This window comes from Oceanicola sp. D3, from assembly GCF_006351965.1.
Classification (GTDB): Bacteria; Pseudomonadota; Alphaproteobacteria; order Rhodobacterales; family Rhodobacteraceae; genus Vannielia.
In genome coordinates, this window is sequence record NZ_CP040932.1 from 2532575 (window position 1) to 2546073 (window position 13499).

Here is a 13499-nt window from a genome sequence, read left to right on the forward strand (position 1 = left end):
TGCTTACCGCCCCGTCCATCGCCCAGAACTGTCCCCACGGGGCGCATGCTGGAGGGCGTGCCCGCCTGCCCTCTGGGCCGGCCACCCCGCAAGGGAGGATACCATATGACCGACTACCCGATGATCATCGGCGGCCAAAAACGCATGGCCGCCAGCAGCTTTGATGTAACAGACCCGGCCACCGGTGATGTCGCAGGGCAAGCCCCGAAAGGCACACTGGCCGATCTCGAAGACGCCGTTGCCGCCGCCAAGGCCGCCTTTCCAGCATACTCCGCGCTTTCCGACGAGACCCGCCGAGACTACTGCACACAAATCGCGGCAGCGATCGAAGCCGAGACCGAAGCACTCGCCGAACTGATTACCCGGGAGACCGGCAAGCCGCTGCAGGGCCTTGGCTCGCGCTTCGAGGTTGGGGGCGCCTGCGGCTGGGCGGGATATGCGGCTTCGCTCTCCATGGCGCCTGAGATGATACAGGATGACAACGAGGGCCGGGTGTCCATGCACCGCAAGCCCGTCGGCGTTGTCGGCTCGATCACGCCGTGGAACTGGCCGATGCTCATTGCCATCTGGCACATCATCCCCGCCGTCCGCTCGGGCAACACAATCGTGGTGAAGCCCTCGCCGATGGCCCCGCTCTCCACGCTGCGGCTGATCGAGATCATCAACGGCATCCTGCCCGCTGGCGTGGTCAACGTGGTAACCGGCCCCGACGAGATCGGCGCCGCCATGTCGGCCCATCCCGATATCGCCAAGATGGTCTTTACCGGCTCCTCGGCCACAGGCGTCAAGGTGATGCGCTCCGCCGCCGACACGCTGAAGAAGCTCACGCTCGAACTGGGCGGCAACGACGCGGGCATCGTCCTGCCCGATGTGGACCCGGCGGAGATTGCCGAGGGGCTCTTTTGGGGCGCCTTCATCAACACCGGCCAGACCTGCGGCGCGTTGAAGCGGCTTTACGTGCATGACGATGTCTACGATGCCGTATGCGAGGCGCTGACAAAGCTCGTCGCGGCCATGCCGATGGGCAGCGGTCTGGATGAGAACCACGTCCTCGGCCCGCTCCAGAACCGCATGCAGTTCGACAAGGTGGTGGCGCTGGTAGAAGACGCCAAGGCCAAAGGCGGCCGGGTGCTGACCGGCGGCGCGCCCTCCACCGGCCCGGGCAACTTCTACCCGATCACTCTGGTCGCCGATCTCGACAACGGCGTGCCGCTGGTCGACGAAGAGCAGTTCGGCCCCGCCCTTCCGATCATCCGCTACAGCGATGTCGACGAGGTGATCGCCCGCGCCAACGACAACCCCAACGGGCTCGGCGGTTCGATCTGGACCCGCGATCTGGAGCAGGGGCGCGCCCTCGCACTCCGGCTCGAATGCGGCTCGGTCTGGATCAACGCCCACGGCGCGATCCGACCGGACGTTCCCTTTGGCGGCACCAAGCAATCCGGCCTCGGCGTCGAGTTCGGCCAGGCCGGTCTCGATGAATACTGCGACCGTCAGGTCGTTTTCGGCTGACCCGCCCCTCTCCCCCGCCGGGCGGCGGCGGCTTGGTCCGCCCCCGGCATCAATGCACACGAAGGACCCCGCGATGAGCGAAAAATCCCCCGAAGAACTCGGCCTCGACCTGCGCCGCCAGATGTTTGGCGTCGAAGGCGCCGAAGGTCAGACCGAAACCTGCACCGATTTCATGCGCCCGCTGCAAGATATCGTCACCCGTATCTGCTTCGGCGAAGGCTGGCAGCGCGAGGCGCTCGACCTGAAGACCCGTTCGCTGGTCACTCTGGCCATGCTCGCCGCAATGGGGCGCACACACGAGATCAAGATCCACACCCGCGGCGCCATCGCCAATGGCGTGACCCGCGCCGAGTTGCAGGACCTCTTCCTGCATTCCTATCTCTATTGCGGCATCCCGCTGATGGTCGACGCGATGAAGGCCTGCGAAGAAATCCTCGACGAACTGGGGGTCGAATAATGGTGCGCGTAGGTTTCATCGGCCTCGGTAACATGGGCGCCCCGATGGCAAGCAACATCGCCGCGAAGGGCTTTGAGCTCACCGTCTACGACACCGACACCGCCCGCACCGAGGCACTGGCCACCAAGATCGGCGCCAAGGCCGCCGCAAACCCGAAGGAGCTTGGCGAGGCCAGCGATGTGATCGTCTCGATGCTGCCGACTGGCGCTATCGTGCGTTCCGCTGTGCTGGAAGGCGGACTTGCCGAAGGCCTCTCCGAAGGCGCGGTGATTGTCGACATGACAAGCTCCGTCCCCGCCGTGACCTGCGAGCTGGTCGAAGCGCTGAAACCCAAGGGCATCGGCTTTATCGATGCGCCTGTCTCAGGCGCGGTGCCCCGCGCCACGGATGGCACGCTCTCGATCATGGTAGGCTGCGCCGATCCGGCCCATCTGGAAAAGGCGCGCCCGGTGCTCGAAGCGATGGGCAACCGCATCTTCGAAACCGGCGGCCCCGGGACCGGCGACGCGATGAAGGCACTCAACAACTACGTGGCCGCGGCGGGCTTTGCTGCCGCCTCCGAGGCCATCATCCTCGGCAAGAAGTACGGGCTCGACCCGGCCAAGATGGTGGAGATCTTCAACACCTCCACCGGGCGCAACTTCTCGACCGAGATGACTATCCCCAACGAGGTGCTGCAGGGGCGCTTTGCCTCGGGCTTCCAGCTCGGGCTTCTGGCCAAGGACGTGCATATCGCCGCGACGCTCTCGACCGAGAGCGCGGCCAACCTGCCGCTTGTCGCCCAGACCGATGCCTGGTGGGACTCGGCCCTCTCTGCCACCGAAGGCACGCTCGATCACACCACCGCCTACCGCCACTGGGAGGAAAAGGCGGGAAGCTGAACGCAAGAACCGCCCGGCTCGCGCCGGGCGGCATCAAATCCAAGGGAGGAAACCTGCAATGAAACTCATGAAATCGGGCCTCGCGGCCCTGCTGATCTCCGCCGCCGCCCTGCCGGCCACCGCCGAGACAAACCTGCTCGTCAACAGCTGGCTGCCGCCGACGCACTCGATGAACACCGGCATCTTCGAGCCGTGGTTCGCGGCCATCGAAGAAGCCACAGGCGGCGAAGTGAAGGTGCGCTTCACCGATGCGTCGCTGGGCGCCCCGCCGCGCCAGTTCGACCTCGCCGTCGATGGCATCGTTGATATTTCCTTCGGCGTGACCGGCTACACCCCCGGCCGCTTCGCGCTGCCTGCCGTTTCTGAGCTGCCCCAGATGGGCACCAGTGGCGAGGCCCTCAGCGTGGCGCTCTGGCGCACCCATCAGGAACACTTCGCCGAGGCCGGCGAGTTTGACGAGGTGGTGCTGCTCGGCTTCTTCTGCAACGGCACGGGGCATATCCTCTCGACCGAGGGCAAGGGCGCCGTCACCTCGATGGACGATTACCGCGGCACCAAGTTCCGCGTTGGCGGCGGCATGGTGCAAGAGATCAACACCACGCTGGGCGGCGTGAACGTGGCCGCCCCCGCAGGCGAGATCTACGAGATCCTCGAGCAGGGCGTGGCCGATGGCGTGCTTCTGGCGCCCGATGCCTACACCTCCTTCGCCCTGAAGGACGTGATCGCCCATGACACGACCATCCCCGGCGGCTTCTACACCTCGGCCTGGTTCGTCGTGATGAACCGCGCCAGCTGGGATGGCCTCTCGCCGGAGGTGCAGGAGCAGATCATGTCGGTCTCCGGCGAAGCGCTGGCCCGTATGGCAGGCGCCCAGCAAGACGCGGGCGATGCCGCCGCCGTCGAGCAGATGAAGGCCGATGGCGTCGAGATCATCGAGGCCGACGAGGCCTTCATGGCCGAGTTCCGCGAGACCACCGCGCCGCTGCACGAGGCCTGGATCGCCGCCGCTGGCGAGAAGGGCGTGGACGGGCAGGCCGCCCTCGACTTCTTCCGTGCCCAGTCAGCGGAGCTCGAGGCCGAGGAATGAGCCACGAGGATGAAAACACGCCGGCCCCGGAGCCCCTTCCGGGGCCGGCACACTGGCTCGACGTCGTAGCCGTGGCGGGTGCCGGGCTGGTGCTCTTCGCGATGATGTCGATGACCTTTCTCGACGTGCTCGGCCGCTACCTCTTTAACGCGCCGCTGGGCTTTGCCTTCGAGATGACAGAAGTGGGCATGGCCGTGCTGGTCTTCGCCGCGCTGCCTTCCGTCACCCTACGCGGCGCACATGTGACCGTTGGGCTCTTCGAGTCGCTTTTCAAAGGGCGTCTGCGGCTGATCCGTGACCTCGCGTGGCACCTCGTCATCGCCGCCTGCTTCGCCGGGGCGGCATGGAAGCTCTCCACCCTCGCCGCGCGTTTTTTGCGCTACGGCGACCGCACCTCGGTGCTGCACGTTCCAGTCGGCTGGATTGCATGGTTCGGGGTGATCTGCCTCGCACTGGCTGCCCTTGCCGCTCTCTTCCTCGCCGCCCTGCGCCTGCGCCGCGCCCATCACGCTGACAAGTCACCCAAATGATCGCAATCTACGGCTTCTTCGCCCTCTTCGTCCTGCTGTTCTTCGGCCTGCCGCTGGCCTTTTCGCTCAGCGTGGTCGGCTTCGTCGGCTTCGCCATGCTCACCTCGATCCAGCCGGCGGGGGCGGTCTCGGCCCAGATCCTTTGGGATACGCTCAGTTCCTACTCGCTCTCGGTGCTGCCGCTCTTCGTGCTGATGGGCAACCTGGTCAATCATGCCGGGCTGTCGCGCGACCTCTACCGCGCCTCCAACGCCGTGGTCGGGCGGTTCAAGGGCGGGCTGGCAATGGCCACCGTCTTCGCCTGCGGCGGGTTTGCCGCCGTATCGGGCTCCAGCCTTGCGACAGCGGCCACCATGTCCTCCATCGCGCTCCCCTCGATGAAGAAATACGGCTACTCCCCTGCCCTCTCCACCGGCTCCGTGGCAGCGGGCGGCACCCTTGGCATTCTCATTCCGCCCTCTGTGATCATGGTGATCTACGGCACGATGACACAAACGGGCGTGGGCCAGCTCTTCATCGCAGGCGTGCTGCCCGGCCTCCTCGGCATCCTGCTCTACGCACTGGCGGTGCGCGCGGTGGTCTGGCGCAAGCCCGCCGCCGGCCCCGCGGGCGAGGCGCTGCCCTTCGGCCAGACCCTGCGTGAAATCGGGCGTGTCTGGCAGGTGCTGCTTCTGTTCGCGCTCGTGATCGGCGGCATCTACCTCGGCGTCTTCACCGCCACTGAGGCCGCCGGTGTCGGTGCGGCGGGCGCCTTCGTGATCGCGCTGGCCAAACGCACTTTGGATGCTGCCGCGCTGTTCCGCATCTTCGCCGAAACCGTTCGCACCTCCGCCATGCTGATGGCGGTTCTGGTGGGGGCGTTGATCTTCTCCGGCTTCATCAACATGGCAGGCGCCCCGCGCATGATCACGGAGGCGATCCGCGCCACCGGCCTCGGCCCGACCGGCGTGCTGATGCTGCTGATCCTCTTCTACCTTATCCTTGGCTGTGTGTTCGACAGCCTTGCGATGATCCTGCTGACCGTGCCAGTGGTGTTTCCGCTGGTGCAGGAAATGGGCTACGATCCGATCTGGTTCGGCATCCTGTTGGTGGTCGTGGTCGAAATCAGCCTGATCACCCCGCCGATCGGTATGAACATCTTCATCATCCGCTCGGTAAACCCGGAGATCCCCACCACGACCATCTTCAAGGGCGTCCTGCCCTTCGTCGCCGCCGATGTCGTCCGACTCGCGCTCATTCTGCTGTTTCCGGCTATTGTCCTTTTCCTGCCCGAGCAAATGGCTAATTAGATTGGCTGCCAAACCCCCTCTACTGAGAAGACGCTATACAAAACCTCAAATTTACTTGGCGGTAATACGGCTGCGTGCCCTAAAGGAGAGATAATCTACAGCATCAGTCACTGGCGAGTTCTATGTGTCAGCGTCCAACCTGCCGACAAGTGCCCGTACATTCGACACCTGCCACCGCCCACCCCGCCGGGTGAGGATCCCGCGTGCGTTGAGCTCGCGCGCGATCGCCCTAAGCGACACATGCCCTTCCGCCCGGATAGCCTCGACCACTTCCGCTAGCCCTGCGGCAAACTGATCCGCATTCCGGCTCACCGTCGCCCTGAGCGCCGCACCGCCCTCCCCTGCCCGCCTGAGCGCCGCTGCCCCATTCGGGTTGCCCAGCTTCGCCCCACGCGCCTTCGCGGCGGCTAGCGCCTCTTTCGTGCGTCTGGATATGGCCTCGCGCTCCTGCTGGGCGACGAGCGCCATGATGCCGACGGTCAGGTCGTTGGCCTCGGGCATGTCGACCGCGAGGAACCGCACGCCGCTGTCGCGCAAAGTGAGCAGAAAGGCGGCCTTGCGTGAGAGGCAGTCGAGGTTGGCTATGACCAGGGTGGCACCGGTGAGCCGGGCGAGGTTTAGGGCCTGGTCCAGTTCCGGCCGGTCATTGCGCTTGCCGCTCTCGACCTCGGTGAAACGGGCGATGACCTGCGCTCCCCTTGATGCTGTGAAGCCGTCGATGGCTTTCCGCTGAGCTTCGAGCCCGAGGCCGGACCTCCCCTGCCGGGCGGTGGAGACCCGTTGGTAGGCGACGAACTTCGGTTTTGTGGCAGTTTCCCTGACCATGTACAAACCTGCGCAACGTTGGTTAGGCAGGTGTGTACGGTGAGTTGGGGGCCCCAGTGTAGTCGGTTCAGGACTAATCCTGCCACTTCACGCCGATGCGCTTGCTGTTCGAAGCGTTGTTGTTCGCGTCCGGATCCCACGTGCCGGCCGACCGCTCGACCCTCTTGCCGTTCTCATCGGTGTAGACGGTCACGAACTCGATCTTGGTGATCGGCTCCGGGCCAGTCGCGGTCTCGATCTCCACCCGCCGCCGCGCGACCGGGGTCAGCCCGAGCTCGCCCATGAACCGCGCCATCAGCTCCAGCTGTTTGTTCGCGATCGAGAGCCAGGGGGACTGCTGGGCATAACCGCTCGGGGTCTTCAGCAGCATCGGTGTCTTCGACAGGTTCTGCTCTGCTTCGACCCAGCGGCTGTAAGCCTGGCAGTAAGCCGCGAGGACCGCCCGGTCTGCCAGCGTCAGCACACCGATCTCGTGCAACGGGGCCGCGAGCCGTCGCCACTCCCTTCGTGCCGTGTCCGACAGGTGCGGGGGGCAGCGGGGCAGCGCTGCGACCGCCATTGAGGCCGGAACTGCCTTGGGCAGGGGTTTGCGACCGCGCCGGGCCATCACGCGAGGAACTCGTCGGCCGGGGACCAGCCCGCATCTGGTGAGAGCCCCTCCACGCGGGATCGCGCCGAAGGTGTCAGACCGAACTCCGCTGCGTAGCGCATCATGTCCGCCATGGCCTTATTGGCGGATCCCACCAGGGGGTTCTGGATCAGGTTGCCGCTCTTGGTCCGGATCATGAGGCCGTCCGTCGTCGCGTCGCGTTCCGCCATCCGCGCCAGTGCCTGTTCCGCCTGCCGCCACCTTCCGTAAGCCTGGCAATAGGCCGCGAGCGACCCGCGATCGAGGCGCGTCAAAATGCCGAGGGCGGAGAGCTCGTCGGCAATCCGCGCCCACTCGGCGCGTGCGTCCTCGTTGAGGTGGTCGGGTGGCTCCGGCACCTCCGGCATGGGCATGGGCTCCTGCGGATTGAGCCGGTGCGCCCGGGCTGTCCCAGTCACCAGCTTGACCTGTGTTGGTATTGGCTTCGGGCCACGCGGGGCCATTGGCATTCTCCTGTTCTACATCCGCCCCCCGGTCGCAATCATGGCCGTGCGCGCGCAAAGCCCCCCACGTCGGTCCGGGCCTCCCCAGCACCAGAGATTGACCCTCCCCCCCCCGGGGGTCAGGCGCCAGGCTCCTCTGCGGTGACGGGCTCTGGGAGCCGGTTCACGAGCCTAGGGCGAAAGCCATCCAGTTTGACCAGCGTCTCATCAAGGCGTCCCCATAGCTCATCGTCGCTCAGGGCTTCCAAGGGGCGCTCCTCCACGGAATGACGGAGCTCGGCCGTCTCGCGCCAGCCGGCCTGGGTTTTGAGATAGAAGATCGACGAGGTGGTGTCGCCGGACCTCGCCTTCTGCAGCAGCCCATTGGCAACATGGGCAATCGCCTTGGCCTTGCCCCTTTTATACCGTGCACCAACCTCTGCGTCCCGCTCGCAAATGGCGCGAAAGGTGTTGCGACAGATCCCGAAGTAGTCGGCGATCTGGTCCTGGTTCAGCAGGGCGGCGAGGGTCTCGACCTCCAGCGTCTGCGCCTCGCTGAGTGTGATCGGAGGGCGTCCCATCAGCCAAACCTCACGAACAGGCGTCGTGGAGCATAACCCCGCAGGAAGGAGACCGAGGTGAAGGCGAGGCTGGCCCAGAGATGCTGCGCCGGGGTCACCTGGAGGCCAATTGCGGGGAAGACGGCCAGTTGCGTGGCCAGGGCAAGCATCCAGTCCACGACCACGTTGGCCGCCGCTTCCAAGGCCGAGAGGGACCGGGACTGGCTCATGCCGCCTCACTCTCGCGGCGCTCGGCCGCGATCTCGTCGAAGCTGCGACCGTCCCCGTCGAGGATAGCCTCCTGCCCCGTGAACGCCTGCCAGCGCTGAACGGCCACGTCGACGTAACCGGGGTCCAGCTCCACCGCGTAGCAATGCCGCCCGGTGCTCTCCGCGGCGATTACCGTCGTTCCCGATCCAGAAAAGGGTTCGTAGATGGCCTGTCCGGGGCTGGAGTTGTTCAGCATGGGGCGGCGCATGCACTCCACTGGCTTCTGCGTCCCATGCACCGTGGTCGCATCCTGGTCCTGGCTGGGGATGGACCAGAGGGTCGATTGCGTTCGGTCCCCAGACCAGTGGCCTTTGCCCTTCACGCAATACCACATCGGCTCGTGTTGCCAGTGGTAGTGTCCCCGGCTCAGCACGTGCCGCTCCTTCGCCCAGATGATCTGGCTGCGGATGTCGAAGCCGCAGGCGGTGAGGCTCTCGGCCACGGTCATGGCATGCAAGGCCCCGTGCCAGACATAGGCCACCTCGCCCGGAAACAGTGCCCAGGCCTCGCGCCAGTCGGCCCGGTGGTCGTTTAGCACCTTGCCGGTCCGCTTCGTCTCCGAAGCCCCTGCCCTGTTGCGCCAGTCCGGGTCGTAGTCGACGCCGTAAGGCGGATCGGTGACCATGAGATGGGGGCGCACATCCCCGAGCAGGCGCTTGACCGTCGCCCCGTCGGTAGCGTCGCCGCAGATCAGTCGGTGGTTCCCGAGCACCCAGAGGTCGCCCGGCCGGGAGGCTGGCACCTCGGGGACCGGCGGGGTGGCTTCCTCCTTCGGGTCTGCAGCGCCGTGATCAAGCAATGCATCGAGCTCCGCACCGTCGAAGCCGAGCGTGCCGAGATCCACCTCCAGGTCAGCGAGCTCCCCCAGTTCCAGCGCCAGCAGGTCACGGTCCCAGCCCGCCTGCTCGGCCAGCCGGTTGTCCGCCAGAATGTAGGCCCGCTTCTGCGCTTCGGTGAGATGGGCAAGCTCGATCACCGGGACAGTCTGGAGCCCCAGTTTGCGCGCCGCCAAGACCCGGCCGTGCCCCGCGATGATGCCACTCTCGCCGTCCACCAGCACCGGGTTGTTGAACCCGAACTCCCGGATCGAGCCCGCGATTAGCGCCACCTGCGCCTCCGAATGCGTCCGCGCGTTGTTGGCGTAGGGGATCAGCGCTTCCACCGCCCGCTGCTCGATCGCCTGTGCCCCAATGGGTGCCGTCCTTGCCTTCGCCATACCCCCGCCCCCGAATTGATCCGCGACTGGCTGCTTGCCTCAAGGGGAGTATAGCAAGGTTTCAAACCATTGTAATTATGACAATAATTGACAATGGGCGACAGGAGGCGACGATGATCCGGAAAGCCATACGGCGGTTAGCGAATGCGGACGGTGGCCAGGCGTAAGAGTGACGCGCCTTGGCGCCGACAGCGACTGAATGGTCAATGGTCGTGAGAGCCACTTGTGACTACTTGAACGTCGGCTGTGCGGGACCTTGCTGCCGTTCGTCCGAATGATCTGAATGGCCGCTTTGATCCAAGGCGTCAGGTGTCTGACGCGGAGCGCGACTTGAGCCACGTCAAGACGTTGGTCACCGACTGATTGTTTCTGGCGGTTCGCGGGATGAGGACATAGAAGTCACTTCTGTCCGCGTCCCAGGCTGGGCCAACCTCGATCAAACGGCCTGCTTCGAGGTCAGGGGTCACCAGAAACCGGCTTACCAGGGCCACACCTTGCCCGGCGATGGCTGCATCCACCGCAAGCGACGTTTGGCTCAGACGAAGGTGCCGAGCAGATTGGTTCTTTACGCCCAGTTGCGCAAGATAGCTGGGCCATAGGTCATGGGTGTCATGGACCTTCGGCAGTTTGCTGAGCGCTTCTGGTTCAAGAGGGATATCGCCCTCGTCCGCAAACATTGGCGCTGCGACCGCGATAAGCGATTGCTTGAACAAAAGGGTTACGTCCAGTGACGCGCCGAACGGCGGCGATCCTTGGCGCACTGCAAGGTCTATCCCGTCACTATGGAAGCTGGAAACTTTCTCGGTCGCCATGATCCGCAAATCAATGTTCGGGTGTGCAGAGGTGAAGTCTGGTAGGTTGGGGATCAGCCATTTCGCAGCAAAGGTCGGAGTGACGCTGATAAGAACCTTGTTCGGCTCTGGCTTCAGCTCTGCCGTTGCGGATCGAAGGTCGGCAAAAATTCCCGCAATCCTGTTGTGGTAGCTTCGCCCGACCGATGTGAACCTCAGGCCTTTCGGCACCCGTTCAAACAAGACCACACCAAGTTGCGCTTCGAGTTGGCGCACATGTTGCGCAACGGCCCCCTGCGTGACGCCCAGTTCTTCCGCTGCTGAGCGGAAACTGAGGCGGCGGCCTGCGGCATCGAACGCACGCAAACTGTTGAGTGGGGGTAGTTCAGTCACTCTGCAATAGTATTTCTACTGTCATGTAGCATCAATTCTCAATCGAACCTCCCAGAATGGGCCATTATATATGCCATAACCATGAAGGGATGCTCAGTATGGCAGTAGAAAAAGTAGCTCTGATCACAGCTGGCGGCAGCGGCATGGGGGCGGATGCAGCCCGTAAACTGGCAGAAGATGGGTTCAAAGTCGGCATCCTGTCCTCGTCCGGTAAGGGAGAGGCGCTCGGCGGCGAACTGGGCGGCTTTGGTGTGACGGGCTCCAACCTTGATGGTGGAGCGCTGAACGCTTTGATCGATGGTGCGAAGGATCGTTGGGGCCGTATCGATGTCTTGGTGAACTCTGCTGGCCACGGCCCCAAGGGACCGGTTCTCGAAATCAGCGACGTCGACTGGCATCAAGGCATGGAAGTCTACCTGATGAACGTCATCCGTCCGACACGGCTTGTCACCTCATTGATGCAGAAGCAGGGCGGTGGGGCAATCATCAACATTTCGACCTATGCCGCTTTCGAACCCGACCCTCTTTTTCCAACGTCGGGGGTCTTCCGGGCCGGGCTCGCCGCATTCACGAAGCTCTATTCGGACAAATATGCGTCAGAGAACATTCGCATGAACAACGTCCTTCCCGGCTTCATAGACAGCCTGCCCGAAGCCGGAGACCGCAAAGCGCGTATTCCCATGGGACGTTACGGCTTCGCTTCGGAGGTGTCTTCTCTGATTTCGTGGCTCGCCTCGGAAGATGGTGGCTACATGACGGGACAAAACCTGCGTATCGACGGAGGGTTGACCCGTGCCGTTTGATACCTTGGCCTTTGCCTCAGCGCGCGAGCGCCTTGTCTTCGCGGTCAAGTGGAGCGCATCCGCCATCCAGATCATGGGATACACCGCGACGGGGTTTGGCTTGACACCTTGGAACCTTTACCTGTTTCTCATCGGTGTCGTGGGATGGTTCGCCGTCGGCGCGCTGTGGAATGACAAGGCGCTCATGCTTGTCCACCTTGTCGCCCTTGGCGCGATGATTGCCGGAATGGCAAGCGGCTGATTGGCGAGAGCAGCCATTCGGGCGTTGTGCAGCATTTGGCAGGCGGGGCTTATTTTGTTGAAAAACTCACGCTTGATCGGGGGGCTTCTGGCTGATTCAATTCCTGCAATGGGTGGGAGGATCGGCGATGATGGGACCGCGGCAGGAGGCGCAACCGGCGTTGTTCTACGAGTTCTCGCTTGATGATCACGTCCCGCAAGACCACTTGCTTCGATCCATCGACCGCTTTGTCGACCTGAGCAGCATCCGCGCCCATCTTGCAGATTTCTACAGCCACACTGGCCGCCCCTCGGTCGATCCCGAGTTGCTGATCCGCATGCTGCTGGTCGGCTATTGCTTCGGCATTCGGTCGGAGCGGCGGCTGTGTGAAGAGGTGCATCTGAACCTGGCATATCGCTGGTTTTGCCGCCTCGATCTCGCCGACCGGGTTCCCGATCACTCGACATTTTCCAAGAACAGACACGGCCGGTTCCGGGACAGCGAGTTGCTGCGCCATCTGTTCGAGGTGACGGTCGCACGGTGCATCGCTGAGGGCCTGGTCAGCGGGCAGCGCATGGCGGTCGACGCAAGTCTGATCGAAGCGGATGCCAACAAGCAGAACTCGACGCCGAAAGAGGATTGGGACGCCAGGCAGATCGACCCTGCCGACGCGCGCCGGGCCGTCCGTGAGTATCTGGAGACGCTGGACGAAGCCGCCTTTGGCGCGGCCAGCGAGGTGCAGCCCAAGTTTACCTCGCATTCCGACCCGGCCAGCCAGTGGACGGCCGCCCGTAAAGGTCCGGCGTTCTTCAGCTATTCCGACAATTACCTGATCGATACGGACCATGGCGTGATTGTGGACGTGGAGGCCACGAGGTCGATCCGTCAAGCCGAGGTCGGATCGACGAAGACCATGCTTGAGCGGGTGAAGGCCAAGTTCGACTTGCACCCAGAGCGCCTGATCGCGGACACGGCCTATGGCACCGCGCCGATGTTAGGATGGCTGGTTGACCGCAAAATTGCCCCGCACATCCCTGTCTTCGACAAGTCGGGGCGCAGCGACGGGACCTGGACCCGGGCCGACTTCGAGTGGGATGCCGAGAACAATCAATACATCTGCCCCGAAGGCCACGAGCTGAAGCAATTCCGCCGGAACTACTCCGATCCGAACCGCGGGCCGACCGGCAAGGGCGTCGCCAAATACCGGTGCCTGAAGCACACCTGCCAGGCCTGCCCCTCGAAGTCGCGTTGCTGCCCCAACATGGACTTCCGGTCGATCACCCGCGAGGAACACGAAGACGCCCGCCAGGTTGCCCGCGACATTGCGAAAACCGAGCAATACGCGATCTCGATGAAGCTGAGGAAGAAGGTCGAAATGCTATTCGCTCACCTCAAACGCATCCTCGGCCTGAACAGGCTCCGATTACGTGGTCCATGCGGAGCAAATGACGAATTCCTCCTCGCCGCCACCGCCCAGAACCTCAGGAAACTGGCCAGGATACTTCCTGCACCGCAGCAAGTGCGGACAGCCTGACGGGAAAGGCGCTCGCGCCGCTTTCGGATGCCAGGATTCTGCGCTCGCGAACGGGTGTTT

Annotated in this window: 16 protein-coding genes; 9 read left to right on the forward strand and 7 right to left on the reverse strand. The window is 64.0% G+C overall.

The window, feature by feature from the left end:
- Positions 1-105: 105 nt before the first annotated feature.
- The 6 genes from FHY55_RS12830 to FHY55_RS12855 all read left to right on the forward strand — a co-directional run bounded on the left by FHY55_RS12830 (position 106) and on the right by FHY55_RS12855 (position 5756).
- Positions 106-1512, forward strand: coding sequence for an aldehyde dehydrogenase family protein (locus FHY55_RS12830; RefSeq protein WP_140014573.1), 1407 nt, complete (start codon positions 106-108; stop codon positions 1510-1512).
- Positions 1513-1585: 73 nt separating this feature from the next.
- On the forward strand, positions 1586-1969 hold the full coding sequence (locus tag FHY55_RS12835; RefSeq protein WP_140014574.1) for a carboxymuconolactone decarboxylase family protein: 384 nt from the start codon (positions 1586-1588) through the stop codon (positions 1967-1969).
- Complete coding sequence (locus FHY55_RS12840) at positions 1969-2850, forward strand: NAD(P)-dependent oxidoreductase (protein ID WP_140014575.1); 882 nt, start codon at positions 1969-1971, stop codon at positions 2848-2850. The genes FHY55_RS12835 and FHY55_RS12840 overlap by 1 nt, the downstream gene beginning before the upstream one ends.
- Before the next feature lie 58 nt (positions 2851-2908).
- Positions 2909-3937 (forward strand): TRAP transporter substrate-binding protein, encoded by a 1029-nt coding sequence (locus tag FHY55_RS12845; RefSeq protein ID WP_168223001.1) that lies wholly within the window; start codon positions 2909-2911, stop codon positions 3935-3937.
- On the forward strand, positions 3934-4467 hold the full coding sequence (locus FHY55_RS12850) for a TRAP transporter small permease (RefSeq protein ID WP_140014577.1): 534 nt from the start codon (positions 3934-3936) through the stop codon (positions 4465-4467). The genes FHY55_RS12845 and FHY55_RS12850 overlap by 4 nt, the downstream gene beginning before the upstream one ends.
- Entirely contained in the window at positions 4464-5756 is a 1293-nt protein-coding gene (locus FHY55_RS12855) for a TRAP transporter large permease (protein WP_140014578.1), read from the forward strand. Before FHY55_RS12850 ends, FHY55_RS12855 begins: the two co-directional genes overlap by 4 nt.
- Positions 5757-5876: 120 nt before the next feature.
- Here the strand turns inward: FHY55_RS12855 and FHY55_RS12860 are convergent, their stop codons facing one another.
- The 7 genes from FHY55_RS12860 to FHY55_RS12890 all read right to left on the reverse strand — a co-directional run bounded on the left by FHY55_RS12860 (position 5877) and on the right by FHY55_RS12890 (position 10882).
- Entirely contained in the window at positions 5877-6581 is a 705-nt protein-coding gene (locus FHY55_RS12860; protein ID WP_140014579.1) for a recombinase family protein, read from the reverse strand.
- 73 nt (positions 6582-6654) lie between these two features.
- The gene (locus FHY55_RS12865; protein WP_254695300.1) at positions 6655-7140 is read right to left on the reverse strand and encodes a phage terminase small subunit P27 family; all 486 of its coding nucleotides are present in this window, start codon (positions 7138-7140) and stop codon (positions 6655-6657) included.
- 47 nt (positions 7141-7187) lie between these two features.
- Positions 7188-7577 carry a phage terminase small subunit P27 family gene (locus FHY55_RS12870; protein WP_210410482.1) on the reverse strand — a complete coding sequence of 130 codons (390 nt, stop codon included), beginning with the start codon at positions 7575-7577 and terminating at the stop codon, positions 7188-7190.
- 215 nt (positions 7578-7792) lie between these two features.
- Positions 7793-8233, reverse strand: a complete 441-nt coding sequence (locus FHY55_RS20765; protein ID WP_254695301.1) for a hypothetical protein — start codon at positions 8231-8233, stop codon at positions 7793-7795.
- Entirely contained in the window at positions 8233-8442 is a 210-nt protein-coding gene (locus FHY55_RS12880) for a hypothetical protein (protein ID WP_140014582.1), read from the reverse strand. Before FHY55_RS12880 ends, FHY55_RS20765 begins: the two co-directional genes overlap by 1 nt.
- Positions 8439-9698, reverse strand: a complete 1260-nt coding sequence (locus FHY55_RS12885; RefSeq protein WP_140014583.1) for a site-specific DNA-methyltransferase — start codon at positions 9696-9698, stop codon at positions 8439-8441. The genes FHY55_RS12880 and FHY55_RS12885 overlap by 4 nt, the downstream gene beginning before the upstream one ends.
- 305 nt (positions 9699-10003) lie before the next feature.
- Positions 10004-10882, reverse strand: a complete 879-nt coding sequence (locus FHY55_RS12890; RefSeq protein WP_140014584.1) for a LysR substrate-binding domain-containing protein — start codon at positions 10880-10882, stop codon at positions 10004-10006.
- Between the two features lie 98 nt (positions 10883-10980).
- Between FHY55_RS12890 and FHY55_RS12895 the strand changes: the two genes are divergently transcribed.
- The 3 genes from FHY55_RS12895 (at position 10981) to FHY55_RS12905 (ending at position 13439) form a co-directional block, all read left to right on the forward strand.
- Positions 10981-11685, forward strand: coding sequence for an SDR family oxidoreductase (locus FHY55_RS12895; protein WP_140014585.1), 705 nt, complete (start codon positions 10981-10983; stop codon positions 11683-11685).
- The gene (locus FHY55_RS12900; RefSeq protein ID WP_140014586.1) at positions 11675-11926 is read left to right on the forward strand and encodes a DUF6552 family protein; all 252 of its coding nucleotides are present in this window, start codon (positions 11675-11677) and stop codon (positions 11924-11926) included. Before FHY55_RS12895 ends, FHY55_RS12900 begins: the two co-directional genes overlap by 11 nt.
- Positions 11927-12053: 127 nt before the next feature.
- Entirely contained in the window at positions 12054-13439 is a 1386-nt protein-coding gene (locus FHY55_RS12905) for an IS1182 family transposase (RefSeq protein ID WP_140012979.1), read from the forward strand.
- Positions 13440-13499: the final 60 nt, after the last annotated feature.